This window comes from Pseudoalteromonas sp. 2CM28B, assembly GCF_023161935.1.
This window is the reverse complement of the sequence record NZ_JALNTH010000046.1, coordinates 1-24,122: the sequence shown is the minus strand read 5'-3', so window position 1 is coordinate 24,122 and position 24,122 is coordinate 1. Positions and strand designations below refer to the sequence as shown.

Sequence of the window (24,122 nt, the reverse complement as noted above, 5' to 3'; positions counted from 1 at the left end):
TCCTTGTTTATTTTTTATCAGGGGCACTTGAAGGATCATGTCTATATAAACGGCTGTCCTTTTCACATAGTTGATAAAACGCCTTTATTGTGACCCCATCAACCTTAACAATGTTCAATTGAGTTTGTAAAAAAGCAATAATTTTATGAACCACTTTGTGAGAATGTAATATAAGCGCTTTATCTGCTTCATCGCCTTGGTCTAAGTAAAAGCCAATAAATTTATGTAATTGATTAATGCGAATAACGGTTTTCATGGTCAATGGATCCCATAACCTAAACTCCATTGTCTCATCATGTCGTGCGTATCTATCGATGGCGGTATCATTAGAAAAAGGGAAGGCTTGTAATTCAAAACCACGCTCGGTAAACACTTGATGCAGTGAAATTCGTGGTTTGTTATTGCTTTCTTTTTCATAAAGTTCGTTGGGGTCTATTCCCAGCGCTTCTAAATTCCAATTGCGTTTGTCGATAATACGCTTGATGGCATTATCAAATCCGTGATCTAAAATACTTTCACATTCACTTACCGACGAAGCCACTAAATGATAAAAATGCGGCAGCTCCCCCCAATTAATTTGCTTTTTAAACCAATTAATTTCTTTGAGAGTTGGATTGCTAGGCAATTGCGCTTTATTATGCGAATTAGGCATTAACGTATCCTGATAGCTAACGATGCTATAAGGATAAACCATTGCAGAGGTTGTTTTAAGAAAAAGTTAAATTTAACTGCGGTTAATCTCAATTGGCCCTGTTATAGGACTTATTATTAATGTGAATAGGTAGCGAAACGAGTATGCTAGAGCTAAATTTACGCGCTTATAAATGCCCACAGCAATTTATTCAGTTTAAATTAGGGCTGCGTGATGCAATATCGTTAAAACAAGCAATTACCTTTAATATCTCACAAGAACAAAACACTGATGATATTGAACGATATTTGCAAAAAAAAGCGTATTATTACAAGTTAAATAAACAACAGGGGTTGTTATTAGTGGAGCCGTTACGTGTTTGAATATGTAAAAGCATGGTATGAAAAAAAGTTTTCTGATCCTGATTCAGTCACTTTACTTTTTTTATTGTTGGCACTGGTTGCCATGTTGTATTTTTTTGGCCCATTAATTGTGCCTGTGTTAGTGGCACTGATCATAGCTTATTTATTAGATTGGCCTGTGGTTCACTTAGAACGGTTTGGCCTTAAGCGTTTTACTGCCACCAGCATAGTAATGCTGATATTTATTGGCATTATGCTCACTTTAATATTGGTTATAGGCCCTGTGCTTTGGCAGCAAAGCAGTAACCTAGTCCAAGAAACACCGCATATGGTCGAACAAGGTAAATCGTTTTTACTCGAACTGCCTGATAAATACCCCAGCCTTATTAGCGCAGAGCAAGTACAATCGATTGTATTAACCGTTGAAACCAAAGTTCTCGACTTTGGCCAAGTGGTATTGTCTGCGTCGCTTAATTCATTAAAAGACGCTGTAGCATGGTTAATTTACCTTATTTTGGTACCGCTACTGGTGTTTTTTATGCTCAAAGATAAAGTAGAGCTCAGTGCCAGCATTGCTAAAATGATCCCACGCCAACGCCGCTTAATTTTACAAGTGTGGCATGAAATGAATCAGCAAATCATGAATTATATTCGTGGCAAAGTATTTGAAATTTTAATTGTTGGTTCTGTGTCGTTTATTGCTTTTACCATACTGGACTTACGCTACGCCGCGCTTTTAGGCGTTCTCGTAGGCTTTTCGGTGCTTATTCCGTTTGTGGGCGCAGCGTTAGTAACTATACCAGTGGCCGCAGTAGCGCTGTTTCAGTTTGGTTTAGAAACTCAATTTTGGACCGTTTTAATTATATACGGCATTATTCAAGCGCTCGATGGCAACGTATTGGTGCCTTTATTGTTCTCTGAAGCGGTTGATTTAAATCCGGTATTTATTATTGTTGCGGTGCTATTTTTTGGTGGGCTATGGGGTTTTTGGGGAGTGTTTTTTGCCATTCCATTAGCATCATTAGTCAAAGCACTTATTAATGCCTGGTCATCCAAACACGAAGAACTCGGTAACTAAAAGGTATAGTAAACGCACTTTAATTACTAAAGATTATTACTCATTCCTGTCAAAATTATGTACTATTGGGAATAAGATATATTTTTTAGTAATAAGGTGCGTTTTTAATGTCAGAGTTTTTATTGCCAGATGAACCCAAAGCTCAAGTTTATCTCGATGCAAATGCGACCACACCTGTATTGCCATGTATTGCAGAGGTGGTGTGCCATGCTATGCAAATTTGTTTTGGTAATCCCTCAAGTCCCCATATAACCGGCATTCAAGCCAAGCACTTATTAGAACAAACTAGGCAAAAAGCCCGTACCGCCATTGGCGCGCAGCAAGGTGATATTTTATTCACCTCGGGTGCCACTGAGGGGATTCAAACCGCCATTGTATCTACGCTCATTAATGCAAAACACCATACAAAGCCAAACCCCGTTTTATTGTATGGGGCAACCGAACATAAAGCGGTGCCTAATACCCTAAAGCATTGGAATACAGTGCTGGAAATTAACGCAGACATTATTGCTATTCCGGTTAATCGTGATGGTATTTTAGATTTAGACTTTATTGCTCAGCATATTGATAACGCTTTGATGATTTGCACGATGGCCGTTAATAATGAAACCGGTGTTTACCAAGATCTAAGCGCCATAGAAAAGGTGATTCGTAGTCGTAATAGCCAAGTCACTTGGATGGTTGATTGCGTACAAGCGCTTGGCAAACAACAGCTCAACCTAAGTGAAACCACGATTGATTATGCGCCTTTTTCAGGGCATAAACTTTATGCACCTAAAGGCATAGGTTTATTGTATATTCGTCAAGGCAGCCCATACACGCCCTTTATAGCCGGTGGCGGACAAGAAAGTGGCATGCGCTCTGGTACAGAAAACCTGCCTGGTATAGCTGGGCTCAATAAGCTGTTTAGTTTGCTGCTAGATAAACAAGACGAGACATTTAAGTCAACAGATGTACTTAACTTGTATCGAGATAAACTGCATAGCGCCTTAGTTGATACTTTTGGAAGTATTACCTTTAATCATGACTTTGCCTGCTCAGTGCCCACAACGCTTAATTTTGCAGTTAACGATTTAACCAGTAAAGAAGTTATTGATTTATTTGACGCTGCAGGTATTAGGGTCAGCGGTGGTTCTGCATGCAGCACGGGAGCTACGCAGAGCTTTGTGCTTGATGCGATGGGAGCCTCACAGTGGCAAAGTGAAAACGCTATTCGTTTGTCGTTTGGCCCTGCTGCCACGATGGCGCAAATAGATGATGCATGTGAACAAATTAGAGCGCTTAAAACGGTATTACAAGCTAACTGTTTAGTGATTTCTGATAGCAGTTTTCCTGTGCAAGAAGTATGTGCTTTAGGGCTTACCCAATTTAGACACCAAGGTGCATGTAGTTGGTTGTATGTAACAGATAATCAACATGCATTTATTATCGATCCGATTATTGAATTGATCCCTCGCTTTGAAAAAATAGTAACTAAACAAAATTTAACTATTACCGCTATTTTAAATACGCACGAGCATCAAGAACGTCACTGCGCACTTGATTTAATGCGCAGCGCACTTAACGAAAACCTAGTCGCTGGAAAGGTTGATAAATTAGGCTGGCCAACTAATAGCGACAAATTGCAATTATCCACTCACGTACTCGAAAAGTTAGCCACACCAGGGCATAGCCAAGATAGCGTGAGTTATTTATTAAAAGCGAATAATGGTGATGTTGAGTACTGTTTTTGCGGTGATTTAATTTTACCTGCAGGGCTTGGAAATACCGCGCTTGATGGCGGGGATGCAATGCAAATGGCGCATTCCTTGACGAGGTTAGCAGCAGAGCTGAATCCGCTAAGTGTGGTGTGTTCAGGGCATGATTACCAACAGTGCTTTGCAATGAACTGGGCTGTTCAACAGCAGCAAACGCCATTATTACAAACCTTAATTAAAGGTGATATTGATGACGCTGAATTTGCCGCACAAAAACAGCAAGCAGATTTACAACAGCACACACAAGCTAACACGCTCTGTGGTTATGTTAATGCTAAGCCTGCTGTAGAAACTTCGCAATTAAGTTTTAACCAAGCAAAAGAAATACTGGTAAAGGGCAATGCGTATTTAATTGATACCCGAGAACCTTATGAACATGGCGCTAATAATTTAAGCGTATTGCTAAACGTACCCATAGCTAAAACCTTAAATATTCCTTTGAGTCGAATGGCTCATGCACTTACGCAAGGTCAATTGGACAAAAACAACCAGTATATTTTGGTGTGTCGCAGTGGTAACCGTTCAAAAATTGCGGCAGCAAATTTGACTGAGCTTGGTTACAGCAGTGTTTATAACTTAGCAGGTGGTTTAGCGTTAACCGGTTAATTGTTTTTTTAGAGGAAAGGCCGACATTTGTCGGCTTTTTTTTGCTCGCTTTAATTTGGATCAGTTAGAAATTAATAAAATCTTTATTAAAGAGAGGGGCTAATCAGTTGTTAAATTCAATTTTTAATTTTATGATACCGGTGTCAAAAGCAAAAAATTGCGCTATTATCTGCATCAAAGCTTATAAAAATAACGCAAATTAGACTTTTTAAGCTATAATATTGGGCTTTGCTTTTTACAAAATTCGGTTGTTTTGCGTCGTAAAAAATTAAATAAAGCGCTTTAAATCAATAGGTTAATAAATTAGAGGATGTTTACATGGCGAGCCGTTCTGAGTTAGTAAGTTGGCAAGCACTAGAAAATAGTGCACAAAAGATGACACAAACACATCTGAAAACTTTATTTGCACAAGACGATTCTCGTTTTTCTCAATTTTCTACTCACATTCCCGGTGTATTGTTTGATTATTCAAAACAACGTATTGATGAAACAGTTTTCGCTCAATTAATCTCATTAGCTAAAGAGTGTGGTATTGAAGTGTGGCGTGAAAAAATGTTTGCCGGTGAAAAAATAAATATCACCGAAGACCGTGCTGTATTGCATACCGCACTTAGAAATCGCGCCCATACACCGCTTGTTGTTGACGGTGAAAATATTACTGAGGCGGTCGATAGCGAACTTGCTAAAATTAAAACCTTTGTTGAAAAAGTACGCAGTGGACAGTGGTTAGGTTACACCGGCAAAGCGGTGAAAGATGTAGTGAGTATTGGAGTAGGGGGTTCAAACCTAGGCCCTCAAATGGCAACTGAAGCACTTAAATCAGTGGTTGATAAGCCGTTAAACGTTCATTATGTTTCTAATGCTGATGGCGTACAAATCGCGTCGGTATTGAATAAAGTTGACCCTGAAACAACGTTATTTGTTATTTCGTCAAAAACGTTTACTACATCAGAAACCATGACCAACTCAAAAACAGCAGTTGATTGGTTTTTAAATAGCGCCAAAGATAAAAGCGCCATAGCAAAGCATTTTGTGGCAGTAAGCACTAATTTAGAAAAAACCGCGGCATTTGGTATTAGTGACGAAAACGTATTTACCATGTGGGATTGGGTTGGCGGTCGTTTTTCACTTTGGAGTGCGATTGGTTTACCTATTGCACTTTATGCCGGCTTTGAAGCATTTGAAGCTATTTTAGAAGGGGCGTTTGAAGTTGACGAGCACTTTAAGTCGGCGCCGCTTGAGCAGAATATTCCTTTAATTATGGCGCTGTTGAGTGTATGGAATACCAGCTTTTTAGGGTTTGATTCGCAAGCTATTTTACCTTACGACCAAGCATTGCATATGTTGCCTGCATATTTACAACAAGGTGAAATGGAAAGTAACGGTAAACACGTCACTTTTGACGGGCAAACCGTACCTTACACTACCGTGCCTATTATTTGGGGCATGACGGGAATAAATGGCCAGCATGCGTTTTATCAATGTTTGCACCAAGGCAATATAATTGTCCCTGCGGACTTTATTGGCTCTGTAAAACCACAAGTTAACGTTGATAAGCATCACAATATTTTATTATCGAACTTTTTTGCACAAACCGAAGCATTAATGAATGGGGTAGATGCGCAGCAGATAACCGCTGATTTAACAGCCAAAGGCAAAACGCCTGCGCAAATTGAAATGCTACTAAAGCATAAAATTCATCAAGGAAACCGCCCAACAACGTCTATATTATTAGACACGGTTGATGCAAAAGCGGTGGGTCGTTTAATTGCATTGTATGAACATAAGATTTTTTGCCACGGTATTCTTTTACAAATATGTTCGTTTGATCAGTGGGGCGTTGAGCTTGGTAAAGGCTTAGCCTCTAAAATTGAAGCTGAATTAACCGACGATAACGTGGTTAATGAGCACGACAGCTCAACACAAGGCTTAATGGCGTACTACAAACAACACCGTACGCAGTAACACATTCACTTATTACACAATAAGTAACCAAATACCTTTGAACGGGTAGCGCTGGAGTCCTAGGGCCTGTATTTTTGTGAGAGGAATTACAGTGTCCCTAGACCCATATTTTATGGCGCATATAACGAACAACATTAGTAGGCTTTGTGCTAAGGCCTGCATTATCCAGATAATAAACCGCTATAACTGATTACCAATACGGTAGTGGCAGGTAGCATAAACGTAGAGAGTAACTATGCTTAATCCTTTTGATATTATAATTTTTGGGGGCGGTGGTGATCTTGCGTTACGCAAATTACTTCCTGCAATGTATCGAGCATATCAAGAAGGTAACTTACCGCAAGGCTCACGTATTTTGCCTACCGTGCGCGAACAAAGTAAATGTGATGAATACATTGATACCGCACACAAAGCATTACAAGAATTTTTAAGCGAAGGCGAGTATAACGCTAAGGATTGGAATTCGTTCTCAGCGTTTTTAGTGCCTGTAGTGAGTAATGTTACCGAAGCGGATGATAACTGGGATGTACTGAAAAAGATTCTTGATGAAGACGACAGCGATAAATCTCGTGTGTTTTACTTATCTCTTCCGCCAGCTGTGTATGGCACTTGTTGTGAAATTCTATCTACTAAAAAATTAATAACAGCCAATTCACGTGTTGTTGTAGAAAAACCAATTGGTTATTGTGGCGAGTCTGCAGAAGTTATTAATGCGAAAATTGCACAGTACTTCGACGAAGATCAAATCTTCCGTATTGACCACTACCTAGGTAAAGAAACCGTTCAAAACTTAATGGCATTGCGTTTTTCAAATTCATTATTTGAAAACATGTGGGATGCTAAATCGATTGATAATATCCAAATTAGCTTATCAGAAACGGTAGGGCTTGAGAGCCGCGCTGGTTTTTATGATAAAGCCGGTGCCTTGCGTGACATGGTGCAAAACCACTTGTTACAGCTACTTTGCTTAGTCGCAATGGAGTCACCGCATAAACTTAAAGCCAATAGTATTCGTAATGAAAAGTTAAAAGTATTAGAAGCATTACGCCCATTAGAGGGTAGCGATGTTGATGACAATATTATTCGTGGGCAATACGTACCGGGTGATTTAAACGGTAAAATAGTCCCAGGTTACTTAGAAGAGCTAAACGAAGGGGCAAGTAAAACTGAAACGTTCGTGGCTATTCGAGCGCACATTGATAATTGGCGTTGGGCAGGTGTGCCTTTTTACCTGCGTACCGGTAAACGTATGGCAAAGCGCTGCGCTGAAATTGTGGTTGAATATAAAAAAGTATCTCATAACGTGTATGAGGACAGCGTAGGTAATATCGAGCCAAACCGTTTGGTGATCCGTTTACAACCACAAGAAAGTATTCAATTAACGCTGATGTCGAAGCGTTTAGATAATTTAGACATGCAACTTGAGCCTGTAACGATGAACATTGAGCTGTCGCAAGCATATAGTAATGGCTTTCACTCAGATGCTTACAAACGTTTAATGCTTGATGCTGCAGCGAATAATCCATCATTATTTATTCACCGCGACGAAGTACGCCAAGCGTGGAAATGGATTGATCCAATAATTGAACGTTGGCAAGAAAAAGGTAAACCAGCACTGTATAGAGCCGGTAGTTGGGGCCCTGAAGATGCAGATGAATTATTAGCAGAGAATAATCATGTTTGGTTTAACACTGGCGATAAGGCATAAGTGATGGCAACAATAGTAGAAAAGTTTTTTGACGATAAAGCTGCGCTGACTGATGAATTATCTCAGTCGTTAGAGCATGCTTTACGTGATGGTATTGAACGTGATGGCCGTGCAGTATTAATGGTTTCAGGCGGTTCTTCACCTGAGCCGGCTTATAAACATTTATCGACCCTTGATTTAAACTGGGCAAACATTGATGTTGCTATGGTTGATGAGCGCTGGGTTGAGGCAAGTCATGAAAAGAGTAATGAAGCATTCATCAAGCGTACTTTGTTACAAAACCATGGTGCAGCGGCTAATTTTATTAGCATGAAAAATACAGCAGCCACTGCAGAGCAAGGGGTTGATGCCTGTGAAGCGCAGTTTCAAGCATTAAAACGTCCTTTTGATGTGACTATTTTAGGCATGGGCCCAGATGGCCACACCGCGTCATTATTCCCACATGCACAAGGCCTGAAAAACGGCCTAGATTCAAGCCAACTTGTTTGCGCTATCAACGCGATACAAAGTGACGTAACAGGCAGTATTACTGAGCGCATGAGCTTAACGTTAAATGCGATTGCACAATCTAAAGTGGTTAAATTGTTAATTAGTGGCGATGAAAAGCTGGCTGTTTATAAACAAGCTTTAGCGGGGGGCGATGTGAATGACATGCCGTTACGTGCGGTATTAAATCACCCTGAGATCAACATTGAAGTGTATTGGGCGCCCTAATTTTAATATAAATTAGATGTGCGCTAAACCTCTTTGTATTGATGGTTTAATGAAAGGTCAGTCGCTTTTGCTACTGACCTTTTTTATTGCTGATCTGTTTTACTCTTTGCTGAATTAAACAAAGCCGCGCAGAGATAAAGATGAAATGCTGAGTATTGCCTCCACAATTAGCAGTATAAAATAGGCTTTTACACCGATTGTAAATCCTGAATAAATTTTACTTATAGCAAAAAATCAAATGGTTAAATTTATTAAACACTAACTCACAAGCATGTTTTACGGTTTGAAAATTCCTACTCACCACGTTGTTTTAAACAAAATCAATTTAAAAATGCTTCAAGTACATGCTGGAAATTGATCGACAATTAAATTAGCCGGTTTACATGAAACTAATGAAAGCAAACTTTTATGAAGAATAGACTCTTGGTAGTTTTTGTTTTCTATTTTAGGCAGTATTTCATTTTGAAAAAATGCGTGCAACAACCTCAAGTAAGGTTGCGGCATATCATAAGTAACGTTTTTATATATTTGTCTAAATAATCAACGATAATTTTTTGTTAATTAATATCCTACAAACTGCCACAAAATTTTCACTTCCTTTTTGTTGCCAAAACCTTTAGCCTTAGGGCACTAACAGTAAAAAATCAAATTTATAAAATAACGGAGCAGTAACATGGCGGAGCAACAAGTACAGCCTTTACACAACGAAAAACATGCCAACACTAAAATTAAAAATGGCATCAATATCGAATTTATGAAAACTCAACACTTAGTGCCAGTTGTAGCACACGAGTTTGCGCGTATCGCCAATGAGTTTCCAATGTCTTTTGTTAAAAATAACGAAACAGGTACTTTTCAAGCGGTTGCTATGTTTGGCCTAGAGCCAGGTGAAAACTTATTTGTTGATGGCGACAAATGGACAGCTGCGTTTGCACCTATGGCAACGACTCGTTACCCATTAGGTTTAGTAAAGCACCCTGAGCAAGATCAATTTGGTATTGTAATTGACGAAGCGAGCTCATTAGTTGGTGAAGAAGAGGGTAATGCATTATTCGAAAACGGTGAAGAAACTGATTACCTTAAGCGTCGTAAAGAAGCGTTAGTATCGTTTATTGAGTTTTCACAAGTCACGGATGCGTTCACTAAATTCCTTGCTGATAAAGAACTACTTGTAGCACAAACGCTAACAGTTGATATTAAAGGCGAGAAAAAAGACATCAACGGTATTTACCTTATCGATGAGAAAAAACTAAATGAGCTAAGCGACGCAGACTTTCTAGAGCTTCGTAAACGCGGTTATTTAGCACCTATCTATTCTTTCTTAACGTCTACTCACCAAGTAGCACGTTTAGCACGTTTAAAAGCGCAACAAGCGTAATTTTTAAACAGAATTTAAAAAGCGCCTCAGGGCGCTTTTTTTATACCATTAAACTCAGTTCACTTGAAAAACCCCACGTAACCATTCACATTAGTTTTAATCTTAACTAACAAAAGAACGCACAATGAAAAAATCACTATTACTAGGACTGCTTTACGGTAGTTTAATGAATGTGAGCTCATCTGCATTGAGTGCGAGTACGCCGTTTGCCATTGCGATTCATGGCGGGGCAGGCACAATCGAAAAAAGTAAATTTACACCTGCTCAAGAGCAAGCTTACCGCGATAAATTAGCTCAAGCTGTTGAGGCCGGGTATAAGGTACTTGAACAAGGCGGAGAAAGTCTTGATGCAGTCACAGCAGCCATTGAAGTGTTAGAGCAATCGCCTTATTTTAACGCCGGGCGTGGCGCGGTATACACCTATGATGGTAGCCATGAGTTAGATGCTTCTATTATGGATGGTCGTAACCGTCAAGCTGGAGCGGTTTCGGGCATTAAGCACATAGAAAGTCCAATTAAACTTGCCCGTTTAGTGATGGAAAAATCGGTGCATGTGATGTTAAGTGGCCAAGGTGCAGAAGAGTTTGCTAAAGAGCAAGGCGTTAGCTTAGTAGAGAATAATATATTTGATACAAAGCATCGCTATGAAGCTTTATTAAAAGCAAAGGAAAAACTAGACGCGAGCAAAAACACCAATAAAGATTATCAAGCAGCGCACAAGGCGTTACCCGCTAATTATAAAATGGGGACTGTGGGGGCGGTGGCACTGGATAAACAAGGTAATTTAGCCGCGGGCACGTCAACTGGCGGAATGACCGCAAAACGTTTTGGCCGTATTGGTGATGCACCAGTTATTGGCGCGGGTACCTTTGCAGAAAACGCCTCGTGTGCGGTATCGGCAACTGGCCATGGCGAATATTTTATTCGTTATAATGTGGCAAGCGATATTTGCGCACGAGTAAAATATCAAGGTAAAACCATTGCTCAAGCTGGGGATGAAGTAATAAATGGGGTGCTTAAACCGATTGGCGGCACAGGCGGTGTTATTATTGTTGATACAAAAGGCAATATTAGCCTGCCGTTTAATACCACAGGCATGTACCGTGCGAGTAAATCGAATACGCAAGCGACTTATGTAGGTATTTTTAGCGACGAATAAGCGTTTTTCTTTAGTGGCTGGAGGTTTATATAATAATCTGCTGATTGTTATGTCCTTAACAGGATTAACCCCAGCCATTTAATTTGCTACAATCGAGGCTCTTTGACTAATTTTTATAAGGTATGCAGGTGGTAAACCTAGGTCAGTTGTTTGGCGAGCTAAAAACGTGCTTAAAAAAAGAACAATTCAGTTTTAAAAAGCGCCTTCATGGCGTAAAAAAAATTACCGACGAGGCAAAACTTACTAGTGCGCTTGAAAAAATTACGGCTGATATCAGTCGCAGTCAATCGCTTCGCGAGCAGCGATTAGCTGGGCTACCTAACGTTACTTATCCTGAGCAATTACCGGTCAGTCAAAAAAAAGACACCATCAAAGAGGCCATTGCGAATAATCAAGTGGTGATCATTGCTGGTGAAACCGGCTCAGGTAAAACCACACAAATTCCTAAAATGTGTTTAGAGTTAGGACGTGGGGTTGATGGGTATATAGGCCATACTCAACCTAGACGTTTAGCTGCACGTAGCGTTGCCAATCGTATAGCAGAAGAAATGCAATGCGAGCTTGGTCAGCAAGTGGGTTTTAAAATTCGTTTTAGCGATCAGGTTTCTAATAACAGTTATATAAAACTGATGACCGACGGTATTTTATTAGCTGAAATACAACAAGACCGTTTTTTGAATCAATACGACACCATTATTATTGATGAGGCGCATGAGCGCAGTTTAAACATTGATTTTATTTTAGGTTACCTTAAAAATTTACTTCCTAAACGTCCTGACTTAAAAGTTATTATTACCTCTGCGACCATAGATCCAGAACGTTTTTCTAAGCACTTTGATGATGCGCCAATTATTGAAGTATCAGGCCGGACATTCCCTGTGGATGTACGCTATAACCCCATCAGTGACATCCAAAAAGAAGACATGGAAGCCGAAGGCGACCAGTTACAGGGGATTTTTGATGCGGTCGATGAACTTTGCGCTGAAGGCCCCGGTGATATTCTGATCTTTTTAAACGGTGAGCGAGAAATACGCGATACCGCCGATGCGCTAAGTAAGCGTAATTTAAAACACACCGATATATTACCTTTGTATTCAAGGCTATCGAACGCTGAACAAAATCGTATTTTTGCGCCGCATTCGCGCCGTCATATTATTCTTTCAACCAACGTGGCTGAAACATCGCTAACGGTGCCAGGTATTCGTTATGTTATTGACCCGGGTACGGCGCGTATTAGTCGTTACAGTTACCGTACAAAGGTTCAACGTTTACCCATAGAGCCTATTTCGCAAGCTAGTGCTAATCAGCGAATGGGGCGTTGTGGACGTGTTGAAGCGGGTATTTGTATTCGCTTGTATTCAGAGGACGATTTTTTATCACGTCCTGAATTTACCGATCCTGAAATATTGCGTACTAACTTAGCGTCAGTTATTTTACAAATGCTGGCATTAGGGTTGGGTGATATGGCGCAATTTCCTTTTGTGCAAGCCCCAGATAGCCGCAACATTAACGATGGTTTAACACTGCTTGAAGAGTTAGAAGCGGTAAAAGAAGCTAAACGTCATCAAAAAACCAGTTTAACGCAATCTGGTCGAGAGCTGAGTCGTTTGCCAGTGGATCCGCGTTTAGCAAAAATGGTGCTGACTGCGCATAAGCTGGGTGCATTGCGTGAGGTGATTATTATTGTTGCTGCGCTTTCAATTCAAGACCCACGAGAACGACCACAAGAAAAACGCCAGGCAGCGAATGAAAAACACGCTCGCTTTGACGATCCAGACTCTGACTTTATCGCCTTTTTAAACTTGTGGAATTACCTCGAGGAGCAGCAAAGTGAGCTGACCAATAGCCAGTTTAGAAAGCTATGTCAAAAAGACTTTTTAGCGTATATGCGTATTCGTGAATGGCAAGACATCGTTTATCAAATCAGCACTGTGTGCAATGAAATGAAAATGAAAGCCACTACGAATGTTGCAGACAGCGAGCTTATTCACAAAGCACTGTTAAGTGGCATGCTTAGTCATATTGGTTTTAAAGACGAAAAGCAGCTGTATAAAGGCGCACGTAATAGCCAATTTCATATTTTTCCAGGATCTGGCTTGTTTAAAAAGAGCCCCAAGTGGATGATGTCGGCTGAATTGGTAGAAACCAGTAAACTCTATGCCCGTATTAATGCCAAAATAGATGTGAACTGGGTAGAACCGTTTGCTCAACATTTGGTAAAACGAAGCTATACAGAGCCACACTGGGAGAAAAAGCCCGGTGCAGTCATTGCCTTTGAGCAACAAACACTTTACGGCCTGATTATCGTTAATAAACGCCGGTGTGTGTATAGCAAGATTGATCCTAAAGTAAGCCGCGAATTATTTATCCGCTCGGCGCTGGTTGAACAAGAGCTTGGATTAAATGAAGCATTTTTAGCATATAACCGCGAATTAATTGAAGATATTCAAGTGCTCGAGAACAAGTCTCGTAGACGCGATATTTTAGTTGATGAGCAAACCTTGTTTGAGTTTTACGAGAAGAAAATACCCAGCGATATTAACAATCGTGCTGCGTTTATTAACTGGTATAAAACACAAAAACAACAAGACAAACACTACCTGCACATGACGCGCGAAGAGCTCATGCAACATGGCGCCAGCAGCATTACCGAATTTGACTACCCAGATACATGGCAGCAAGATAATTTGATGCTGCCGCTTACCTATCACTTTGATCCAGGCCAAGCGGTTGATGGCGTTGCCGTACAAATACCCGTTGCACTGTTAAACCAAGTGCAAGAAAGTGGCTTTGATTGGCATATACCGGCATTTCGTCATGAGTTAATTTGTGGGTTAATTAAGTCATTACCAAAGTCATTACGTCGTAACTTTGTCCCTGCGCCCAATTATGCCGATGCGGTGTTAGCGGCTATAGAGCCATTACAAGGCTCGTTAATCGACTCGCTAAGCAATCGATTACTGCGTATGACCGGCGTCCGTGTAGACCCTGAAGCGTGGGATTTAACTGCGCTTGCTCCGCATTTAAGGCTACAATTTGAGGTGCGCGATGAACACGACAAGCTACTGGCACGTGGACTCGATTTAGCTAAACTTAAAGCGCAGCTACAAGGCAAGGTCACCGACACCTTATCTAAAGTCGCCGACAAAGGCATAGAAAAAACCGATTTAACACAGTGGGATTTTGGAGAGTTACCAACATCCTATGTGAAAAAGCAAGGTCAGTACGAAATTAAAGCGTACCCTGCGCTGGTGGATAAAAAATCAACGGCGGCAGTGGAGTTATTCGATAACGAAATTAAAGCGAAATTAGCGCACCAGCAAGGGTTGCGTCGTTTAGTGTTATTAAACGTGCCATCACCCATTAAATACCTGCAGCAAAATTTACCAAACAAGGCTAAGCTAGGGTTGTACTTTAATCCTTTTGGTAAAATTGCCGATTTAATAGATGACTGCATTGCATCGGGTGTTGATAGCCTATTAGTTAAATATGGTGATATTCGTACAAGTGATGCATTTGAAGCGGTTAAAGAGCATATTCGCGGCGAATTAGGCGACACCGTAGTAGCAATTGCAACCCAAGTAGAGCAAGTACTGAGTATTGCTCATGCGCTGCATAAAAAAATGAAAGGGCGTGTAGATTTAACCATGATCACTGCCCATGGCGATATTAAATCTCAATTAGAATCGCTTATTTTTAAAGGTTTTGTGAGCCAGCATGGGGCGGATAAGCTTGGCGATTTAATTCGTTACTTAAAAGCGATTCAAAAACGACTAGAAAAGCTACCCGTTGACCCAAATCGTGATAGATTATGTGTGCTAGAGCTTGAAAAAGTGGCGCAAGAATATAAAAAACTGACGAATAAAACCCCTAAAGGAATGCCATTGCCTGATGATGTTGAGGCTATTTTTTGGATGCAGCAAGAATTACGCGTATCCTTATTTGCGCAAACCTTAGGTACGCCTTATCCAATTTCAGCAAAACGTGTGTTAAATGCGATTAAAGAAATTGAATAATCCCTTTATTCGCTATTAAGCTAGGGTCTGTTGACCCTTGCAGGTTAAAATTTGTTCAAACTAGGGGCAGTTTAATCGCGGCGCGGGGTTTGTAACCTAGTGGGCTAAGTAAAAACCACACCACATAGGCTCTGCCTTGCCTAAATACCAAACAGGCTACTGCAAATTCAACCTTGAACGGTCAACAGACCCTAAGGGACTAACTTGAGAAGGAAATGACATTGCTATGTCCTCATTACTAAAACACCAAGCGCGACAATTGTTAGTGGTTGATGATGAGTATTTCAATTTTGAAATACTCAAATCAGGGTTAGCATCAACATTTGATTTAAGCTATGCTGATTCTGGTAAAAGTTGTTTAGCATCTGCCATTGCTAATCCGCCTGATATCATTTTGCTTGATGTATGTATGCCCGGGCTTGATGGTTATGATACCTGTCGCATACTTAAACATACGCCAGAGACAAAACACATTCCGGTGGTGATGATATCAGGACTTGAGTCAGAGCTTGAGCAACAAGCAGGCTTTGACTCAGGGTGTGATGCTTACGTTGTAAAACCTTTTTCCATCGCCGTACTACGAGAAAAAATTAATAATATTGTGTAGAGGGAATTATGTTTACTGAAGATAAGCGAAACTACAGACGCATGCAGGTTAACACACCCGCTAAGTTAACCTCGATTGAGCCCGTCGCAGGACTAAGTTACACAGGCACCTGCCTTGACTTAAGTGCAACAGGGCTCTCCTTGCAGCTCGATGATTTATTAGAGCTTAACTCAATTTTATCGGTTGATATTGCATCAACCCATCCAAGCATTGCACCGTTAAAAGCCACTGCAAAGGTGATACGTGCCAGCACAGAAGAGGATGGCACGATAACCGCAGGGCTAGAAATTATTGAGTTTAACTAAAATTAGTGTTTAGTAAACCTTACAAATAAGGCCTTTAAGATAAAAGCCTTCAGGGTAGCTGCCCGCAATAGGGTGGTCAGCTGCTTGATTTAAGCGCTCCATGATCAGCAAATCTTTACCCGCATCAAGTGCTGCATCTGCAACCACTTTTTGAAACAAATTTTGTTCCATTAAACCAGAGCATGAGAAAGTAAGCAGTGTGCCGCCTGGTTTTAATATTTGCATCGCAATCATATTAATATCTTTGTAACCCCGACACGCCCCAGTTAACTGCGCTTTATTATCAGCAAATTTAGGCGGATCCATCACAATCGTATCAAACATCACACCGTCTTCACGGTATTGGCGCAATAACTTAAATACATCTTGTTTTACAAAGTCGACTTTATTTAAATCAAGGTTGTTATGTTCAACATTGCGCTTTGCTGTATCAAGAGCTGGTTGTGAAACATCGACATTGGTTACATGCTTACAGCCACCACGCAGGGCATAAAGAGAAAACGTCCCCGTATAACTAAAGCAATTTAATACGGTTTTATCTTTTGAAAAACGCTCCAGCGCAGCGCGGCTGTCACGTTGATCTAAATAAAAGCCGGTTTTATGGCCTTCAAGAATATCAACTTCAATTTTTAAACCATTTTCTTCAATGATAACTGGCGCTGTGGGTTCATTACCCCAAAGCACTCCCTTAATTGGCTCCAAGCCTTCTTTAGTGCGTACATCTACATCTGAGCGCTCATAAATATTAGAGCCTGGGAAAATAGCCATTAATGCACCAACAATTTCACCTTTGTGGCGCTCAGCACCGGCACTGAGTAACTGACAAACCAAGGTGTTATCAAATTTATCTATGGTAACACCCGGTAAATAATCTGACTCAGCGGCGCAAAGCCTAAAACCGGTCAGTCCACCTTCTTCAATCGCATGGCTGCGAGCTTCTAAAGCACGACGAAGGCGACGCTCGAAAAAATGTTGATCTATGACTTCTTTTTCATCAAAGCTCCAAACACGCGCGCGAATTTGTGAATGCGGGCTGTAAGCCGCGGTGGCTAAAAACTTACCTTCACTGTCGTGTATGGTTACCGTGTCACCTAATCCAGGTTTACCTTTAATTTTTTTGATGGCTTTAGAAAATAACCAAGGGTGTTTTCTTTTTAATGATTTATCGCGACCAGCTTGCAGGTAAACGGCAGATGACATAGGGCTTCTCTGTAGTAATAAATAAGCGCTGTATTTTAGTCAAGCCACGCGCAACATACAATGAATGTTTTGCAAGGGCTTTATAAATCGCGTTAAAGTAGGGGATATTACCTCGTTTAAATAGATTTTTGGAAGCTCGGTGAACAATTTACCCCTTAGCCCTTCATTAAAGCAACTTGATCAGCAATGCAGAGAATTTATAACAGCGCTTATCCATGCTGATGTAGCCCATGATATCACTCATATTGAACGCGTTGTCCGTGTCGCAGTTAAATTATGCACTGCTGAAAAAGCCAATATGAATGTTGTTTTACCTGCTGCGTGGTTACATGATTGTGTGGCCGTAGCAAAAAACCATCCCGATAGGGCAAAAGCTTCAACGATGGCTGCCGATAAAGCGATTAGTTTTTTAGCGTCTATTGGCTATGATGAAGCACTATTTGATGATATTCACCACGCCATAGCCGCGCATAGTTTTAGCGCCAATATTGCTATTAAAACCGTTGAAGCACAGATTGTACAAGATGCTGACAGAATGGATGCCTTAGGGGCTATTGGTGTTAGTCGTTGTATGAAAGTGGGGGGCTCAATAAGCCGACTTTTGTACAATCCTAATGATCCATTTTGTTTAGAGCGTGAACCTGATGATAAACAGTACACCTTAGATCATTTTTTTATAAAGTTGCTGCATATTGCAAAAAGTATGAATACACCTTCAGCTAAAGCTGAAGCACTTAGAAGAACAGATTATATGTATGACTTTTTAGAGCAGTTAAAATCTGAAATTGGAGGGTAAGACAGTGAGGCCAAAATTGAACGGTATTGATCATTGTCATTTAAATGTTCAAAGCCTCACCCAAGCCGTTGATTGGTATGAAAAGGTGCTTGGTTTTACTGTAGTAGAGGAATTAGCATTTTGGAATGAAGAAGGCAAAGGCCCTTTAACGCTTGAAGATGAAAACGCATCCACACGTTTAGCTTTATTTGAGGCGCCAGGGCGAAGTAAAGGAATCGCTTTTGCTGCAACCGGTGAGCAATTTATAGCGTGGTTAGCACATTTTGAGCAACTTGAAATTAAAACGATACTGGCTGATCATGGCGTGACTTTTTCTATGTATTTTAAAGATAACAGTGGGAATAGCCATGAGATCACTTCCCATGACTACCGCATTATAAAACAGCATTTTCCAGCTGTAGCGTTAGGCTCTCACAATGCCAAAAGAAGCTAGGTCCTGTTGAGCTTTGTGCAGTAATATTTGTTCAAAAAAGAGACGATTTAATCGCATTCTTGATGAGCCTTTTTTATCGCTAAAATAGCGTCTATTTTGCTAATAAAAAGATCAACCAGCTGAGGGTCAAAGTGTTTTCCTGCTTGTTGTTGCATATGCTCTAGTGTTTGCTCAATGCTCCACGGCTCTTTATAAGGACGTTTTGATGTAAGTGCATCAAATACATCAGCAATCGTTACAATCCGCCCCTCAATAGAGATTTCCTCGCCTTTCAATCTATTAGGATAACCTGTGCCATCCCACTTTTCATGATGTTCAATAGCCAATACATGGGCAAGTTGCAGTAAGGGGGAAGGTGAGTCGGCCAATATTTTAGCCCCTATAGCGGCATGCTCTTTCATGTGTGCAAATTCGTCGGGGGTTAATTTGCCAGGTTTTAACAGTATCGAATCAGGAATACCTATTTTTCCGACATCGTGCATTGGCGCAGCTTGGCGTAATAATTCTGCGTGTTGTTCATTCATTCCCAGTGCTAAAGCAAGTACTTTGCTGTATTGGCTCATTCGTGCAATATGCTCACCCGTATCGGTATCTTTGTACTCTGCCGCGCGACCTAATCGCTCAACTAAATCTACATGTGCTTGTTTTAGTTGTTCGGCTTGTACTAAAGAAAGATGAGTTTTTACCCTTGCCTTAACAATCGCAGGGCTAATAGGTTTGGTTATATAGTCAACCGCACCTAGCGAAAACCCTTCCGATTCATCTTGTTCTAGCGTGAGGGCGGTGACAAAAATGACCGGAATGTGTGCGGTTTTAGGATTAGCTTTTAAAATTTTGCACACTTCAAAGCCATTCATATCTGGCATCATTACATCAAGTAAAATGAGTTTTGGCGGATCGTTTTCTATTAATTGCAGTGCCACAGCCCCCGATTTAGCAAACGATAAACGGTAGTTACTCGCTAAGACCTCGCGCATTACTTTTAAATTTGCAGGTTCATCATCGACGATTAATATTCGCGCCTGACTTATCGATTGATCCATCGTCATCCTCAGAAGATCTAGTTATTGAGTGTTGTTAATAATGCGTTGAGCTGTGTTTGTGCATTATCAAATTCAAAGTCATTAAACTGCTCATAAATATTCAAAATAGCAGCTTTGTATTGTTCGGGTGTTATTCTTTCAATATAACTTAATAACGTATCATCCAACTCTGCTCGTTTAGCTTGGCTGAGTAAAAGCGTTAATTGGTGAATAAATTCAGCATCTGACACGGTTTCTTTTTGTAATTCATTCTCTTTAAAAGCAATGTGTAAGTGTGATAATTCATCTGCTAGCTGCTGCCACTCATGCTGACATTTTAATATGCACTGAGTATAACGTGTTATATCACGTTGTTTTTCAGCATGCGCAATTAAGTAAGATAAATTATTGAGCGCTAAATTACCGGCAAGACCTTTTAAATTATGCAAAATATGAGCATGATGTTTATCGTTTAGCTTAGTGGCCGCCAAGGTTTGCATACTATTTTGATGCTGAGCTAAAAAGAGTACAACCTCTTTGAGATGTTTCTCTTTGCTGCCCCACATTTTTTCACCTTTATTAAAATCTATACGAAGTTTTGAATCTATTGGATCGTTAGTTACTAACTGGCTGATAGTAAGCCCAAGCACCCGCGCTATTTCTTGGTTGAGTTGGTTTATGTCAACGGGTTTCGTTGTAAAACCATTCATACCCGCTTGTTTGGCTGTTAGCTTATCTTGCTGCAGCACACTGGCCGTTAAGGCAATTATTGGCGTGTGCTTTAGTTGTTTTTGCTGCTCTAAAGAGCGAATTGATGCTGTGGCACTGATCCCATCACATTTAGGCATATGAATATCCATTAAGATAATATCAAAGCGATGCTGATTAAACATGTCAATGGCCTCAAAACCATTATTTGCTTTACTTACCTGATGGCCTGCTTGGGAAAGCATAATTGTGAGTAGTTCGATATTTTGTTCAATATCATCCACCACTAAGATTTTTAATGGGGGTAAGCTAAATGCGTTTTTACTAATGGCTTGCACCTGACTTTTTTCGCCTGGCTCAAGCCCAACAGTAAAGGAAAAGCAGCTACCTTGACCAAGGGTACTTTGTGCGTATATTTTGCCACCCATTAATTCAACCAGCTGCTTACTAATTGTTGTGCCAAGCCCTGTGCCACCAAATCGGCGTGTTGTGGTGGCATCTGCTTGCTCGAAGGGTTTAAAAATAGCCTCAAGGCGACCTTTTTCGATACCTATACCGCTGTCTTGTACTTCAAATAAAATGGGTTGATTGGGTTTATGAGTAACCGAAACAGTAACATGGCCTTGCTCAGTAAACTTTATCGCATTGCCGATTAAATTGGTTAGCACTTGGCGTAAACGCGTATCATCACCAAAATAAAATGGATTTACATTGTCAGCTATTTTTAAAATGAGCTGTAAGTCTTTGCGTTTTGCATCAAGCCAAAATGTCGACACAATATTATCAAGCAATTCTTGCAAGTTAAAATGTACTTTTTGAATTTCGAGTTTACCTTTCTCTAGCTTTGCTGAGTCAAGGATATCGTTGAGCAAATGCAATAAAGAACGCGCAGCGTTATTAACGGTAATAATTTGTTTTTGTTGTTCTTTATTAAGCGGACTATCCATTAAAATATCACTAAAGCCAATAATTGCATTCATGGGGGTACGTATCTCATGGCTCATATTTGCCATAAAAGACTGTTTAGCTTGCGCGGCTGCTTCAGCCTCGTATTTGGCTTGCTTTAAGCTTTGCTCATATTCACGGCGCTTAGTTATATCAACTAAAACGCCATCAATCCAGCGTGTATCATTTTTAGAGTTAGTGATAATGCTTGCTTGATCGAGTACCCAAATAATATTGCCGTTGCGATGGCGAATGCGGTACTCAATTGAGTATTGACTGGTCGATGCAACTGCTTGATCAATGGCTAAAGAAATCGCTGCTTCATCTTCTTTAACAATAAGCTCGGCAAAGGTAATACGCTGCTCAGTAAATTCTTCAGCGCGATAACCCGTTAGTTCATAGACGCTAGGGCTGATAAACAACATACTCCAGTGTTCATCTAACAAGCAGCGAAATACCACACCGGGCATATTGTTCATCAAGGTACGGTATTGTCGCTCTTTTTCAATTAAGCTTTGTTGTAACGCTCTTTGTTCAGTTAAATCGGTAATAAAGCCCACAAACAATGTTTCAGTTTGTAATTGCTTTACTTCACCAATCCCCAAGCGAATTGGAAATTGATGACCATTTTTATGTTTTGCCCACACATCGCGATTAACACCAATAACACGTTTTACCTCATGGTTTGTTGTATTTTTTAAAAAAGCATCGTGTTGATTCGCAATATCATCAGCCATTAATATTTTTACATTCTGGCCAATGACCTCATTATCTTGCCAGCCAAAAATTGTTTCTGCGGCTTTATTAAAGCTCAAAATAGTGCCTTTAATATTGATAGTAACGATGCCGTCAATGGCAGTTGATAAAATAGCATCAAGGCGAGACTCTTCAGCTGATTTTTTCCCCAACAGCATTCTGTAACGGATCATGCCATTGATGATCACAACCACCGCTGTTAATAAAAGTGTGGCGAACGACACACTAATAGCAATAAAGGTTAGATGTGATTGATTTGTTTGCTCGTTAATTATCGGGCTTGTTGTAATAAATCGCGTAGCGGCCATGCCCATAAAATGCATACCAGCCACGGCAAGGCCAAGAATAAGGGCACAAATAATACGATTATGCACAGGCGTTAATTTTTTAAAGTGTGCTGGTAAATGAAAACGTGCATAAAGACTTATAAAAGACAGCAGCACTGCAACAACAATTGAAGCGCCAAACCATATTGGATCATAACGAAGTAAAGGACTTAATTGCATCGCGGCCATACCGCTGTAATGCATGGTACCAACACCCGCGCCAAATAAAAGAGAGCTTAGAATTAAATTGATAATACGAGGGTGAGAGCTATATGTTTTCAAACAAGAAAAAGCAATGGTACATGCCAGTAAAGCCGGTATAAACGACACAAAAGTGAGTGTGGGGTCGTATTCAATTGTAGTGCACAAAGAAAATGCGAGCATTGCAATAAAGTGCATGCTCCAGATCCCTCCGGCAAGGACTAAGGCTGCGGTTATATTGGCTAACTTTCGATAAGATTTAAAATGTGTATTATTTGCTAAATCGAGAACGTGCAAAGAAAAATAAGCTGCAAAAATTGCGGTGAGTATAGATAGTGTCACTAAACTTGGGTCGTATACACCATTAATAATTAGGCTTGGATCTGGTTCGTTTATAAAAAAATTAGCTAACATCAATCATTCACATAATATCTCTTAAATTCAGTCTAATATAAAATACAATAATAATCACAAGGTATTGAGTTATAAATAACAAAAGTAACGTAAGTGTTTTAAGCTCTAAACCATACTATTTATTGAGTAGCACTAAATGCATTGTTATTAAAATGGCATTTAGTGGGGATTATTTATAGATTAGCCGTTATGGTACAAGGTAAAATAAAACCCAGTGGTTAATTATAAATAGGCAGCATTCATTGTTGGATTACACTTTAAAGCGTAGTAAGCGAAGAAAAACAGTGGCTATCAAAGTTGCACAACGTGAGCTTACGGTATATGCGCCCCATTTTGTAACGAAAACACAAATTAATGAATGGCTGTTAAGTAAACAGGACTGGATTGATGCTCAGTTACATAAGCAACAAATTCAAGCCGATACACGACAGTTTCCACTCAAAACCCAGAGTATTAAATTATTTAATGAAGCTGTTAATGTGCAATTTGAAAACGCAGCACGCACTCAATGGCAGCAGCACAATGAAAGCCAAACGCTGTTACTGAGTATTTCTTCACGTGTAAAGCATCAAACGCAAATGTATCAAAGTTTGCTAGAGCAGTTTTTGCATGAGAAATTAGAAAGTTATATTGAAATGCGAGTTAACGATTATTGTCAGCTGATGGGTGAAAAGCTACCGAGTAATATTCGTATTCAATTGTATAAACGTCGCTGGGGTAGTTGTAATCGCAGGCGTGAACTAACCTTCAACTTACACTTGGCAAGTGCACCGACATGGGTCATTGACTACGTGATTGTTCATGAATTAGCACATTTAAAATATTTAAATCACAGCGCTCAATTTTGGCAACGTGTGAGATTATTTTATTCAGATTATAAACAAGCAAGCAACTGGTTAAACAATCATGGTATGAGTTTACAGTGGGTATTTGAATAAAAAGAAATAATGTAGAGAAGAGAAGTGGTGGAGGGAGCTGGATTCGAACCAGCGAAGGCTGAGCCGTCAGATTTACAGTCTGATCCCTTTGGCCGCT

At 40.2% G+C, this 24,122-nt stretch carries 18 protein-coding genes; 14 read left to right on the top strand and 4 right to left on the bottom strand.

The window, feature by feature from the left end; translation table 11 throughout:
• Positions 1–7 precede the first annotated feature (7 nt).
• Entirely contained in the window at positions 8–652 is a 645-nt protein-coding gene (locus MTN96_RS32220) for a hypothetical protein (RefSeq protein WP_248474885.1), read from the bottom strand.
• A gap of 143 nt (positions 653–795) precedes the next feature.
• On the opposite strand from MTN96_RS32220, the gene MTN96_RS32215 reads away from it, so the two are divergent.
• The 11 genes from MTN96_RS32215 to MTN96_RS32165 all read left to right on the top strand — a co-directional run bounded on the left by MTN96_RS32215 (position 796) and on the right by MTN96_RS32165 (position 16,286).
• Positions 796–1,014, top strand: coding sequence for a hypothetical protein (locus MTN96_RS32215; RefSeq protein ID WP_013465251.1), 219 nt, complete (start codon positions 796–798; stop codon positions 1,012–1,014).
• Positions 1,007–2,071 (top strand): AI-2E family transporter, encoded by a 1,065-nt coding sequence (locus tag MTN96_RS32210; protein ID WP_248534168.1) that lies wholly within the window; start codon positions 1,007–1,009, stop codon positions 2,069–2,071. Before MTN96_RS32215 ends, MTN96_RS32210 begins: the two co-directional genes overlap by 8 nt.
• Before the next feature lie 107 nt (positions 2,072–2,178).
• On the top strand, positions 2,179–4,434 hold the full coding sequence (locus MTN96_RS32205; RefSeq protein WP_248534167.1) for an aminotransferase class V-fold PLP-dependent enzyme: 2,256 nt from the start codon (positions 2,179–2,181) through the stop codon (positions 4,432–4,434).
• A 318-nt stretch (positions 4,435–4,752) separates the two neighbouring features.
• On the top strand, positions 4,753–6,399 hold the full coding sequence (gene pgi / locus MTN96_RS32200; RefSeq protein ID WP_248534165.1) for a glucose-6-phosphate isomerase: 1,647 nt from the start codon (positions 4,753–4,755) through the stop codon (positions 6,397–6,399).
• 235 nt (positions 6,400–6,634) lie between these two features.
• Positions 6,635–8,107, top strand: coding sequence for a glucose-6-phosphate dehydrogenase (gene zwf, locus MTN96_RS32195; protein ID WP_248534163.1), 1,473 nt, complete (start codon positions 6,635–6,637; stop codon positions 8,105–8,107).
• Positions 8,108–8,110: 3 nt separating this feature from the next.
• Positions 8,111–8,821: a 6-phosphogluconolactonase gene (gene pgl, locus MTN96_RS32190; protein ID WP_013465246.1), complete on the top strand. Its 711-nt coding sequence runs from the start codon at positions 8,111–8,113 to the stop codon at positions 8,819–8,821.
• A 673-nt stretch (positions 8,822–9,494) separates the two neighbouring features.
• Positions 9,495–10,199 carry a SapC family protein gene (locus MTN96_RS32185; protein ID WP_013465241.1) on the top strand — a complete coding sequence of 235 codons (705 nt, stop codon included), beginning with the start codon at positions 9,495–9,497 and terminating at the stop codon, positions 10,197–10,199.
• Positions 10,200–10,323: 124 nt separating this feature from the next.
• Entirely contained in the window at positions 10,324–11,358 is a 1,035-nt protein-coding gene (locus MTN96_RS32180) for an isoaspartyl peptidase/L-asparaginase family protein (protein ID WP_248534161.1), read from the top strand.
• A gap of 128 nt (positions 11,359–11,486) precedes the next feature.
• Positions 11,487–15,374, top strand: a complete 3,888-nt coding sequence (gene hrpA / locus MTN96_RS32175; RefSeq protein WP_248534159.1) for an ATP-dependent RNA helicase HrpA — start codon at positions 11,487–11,489, stop codon at positions 15,372–15,374.
• A 226-nt stretch (positions 15,375–15,600) separates the two neighbouring features.
• The gene (locus tag MTN96_RS32170) at positions 15,601–15,981 is read left to right on the top strand and encodes a two-component system response regulator (protein ID WP_138627520.1); all 381 of its coding nucleotides are present in this window, start codon (positions 15,601–15,603) and stop codon (positions 15,979–15,981) included.
• Positions 15,982–15,989: 8 nt separating this feature from the next.
• Positions 15,990–16,286, top strand: a complete 297-nt coding sequence (locus tag MTN96_RS32165; RefSeq protein ID WP_013465237.1) for a PilZ domain-containing protein — start codon at positions 15,990–15,992, stop codon at positions 16,284–16,286.
• Positions 16,287–16,295: 9 nt separating this feature from the next.
• On the opposite strand, the gene MTN96_RS32160 is transcribed toward MTN96_RS32165, so the two are convergent.
• Positions 16,296–17,486, bottom strand: a complete 1,191-nt coding sequence (locus MTN96_RS32160) for a class I SAM-dependent methyltransferase (RefSeq protein ID WP_013465236.1) — start codon at positions 17,484–17,486, stop codon at positions 16,296–16,298.
• 139 nt (positions 17,487–17,625) lie between these two features.
• Between MTN96_RS32160 and MTN96_RS32155 the strand changes: the two genes are divergently transcribed.
• Complete coding sequence (locus MTN96_RS32155; RefSeq protein WP_036982244.1) at positions 17,626–18,282, top strand: HD domain-containing protein; 657 nt, start codon at positions 17,626–17,628, stop codon at positions 18,280–18,282.
• Positions 18,283–18,286: 4 nt separating this feature from the next.
• Complete coding sequence (locus MTN96_RS32150) at positions 18,287–18,715, top strand: VOC family protein (protein WP_248534158.1); 429 nt, start codon at positions 18,287–18,289, stop codon at positions 18,713–18,715.
• Positions 18,716–18,762: 47 nt separating this feature from the next.
• Here MTN96_RS32150 and MTN96_RS32145 read toward each other — a convergent pair whose 3' ends face one another.
• Both MTN96_RS32145 and MTN96_RS32140 read right to left on the bottom strand, forming a co-directional pair.
• Positions 18,763–19,758, bottom strand: a complete 996-nt coding sequence (locus MTN96_RS32145; RefSeq protein ID WP_036982248.1) for a two-component system response regulator — start codon at positions 19,756–19,758, stop codon at positions 18,763–18,765.
• Positions 19,759–19,775: 17 nt separating this feature from the next.
• Positions 19,776–23,087 (bottom strand): PAS domain S-box protein, encoded by a 3,312-nt coding sequence (locus MTN96_RS32140; RefSeq protein ID WP_248534156.1) that lies wholly within the window; start codon positions 23,085–23,087, stop codon positions 19,776–19,778.
• Between the two features lie 245 nt (positions 23,088–23,332).
• Here MTN96_RS32140 and MTN96_RS32135 point away from each other — a divergent pair, with 245 nt between their 5' ends.
• On the top strand, positions 23,333–24,025 hold the full coding sequence (locus MTN96_RS32135) for a M48 family metallopeptidase (protein WP_076922516.1): 693 nt from the start codon (positions 23,333–23,335) through the stop codon (positions 24,023–24,025).
• Positions 24,026–24,122 lie beyond the last annotated feature (97 nt).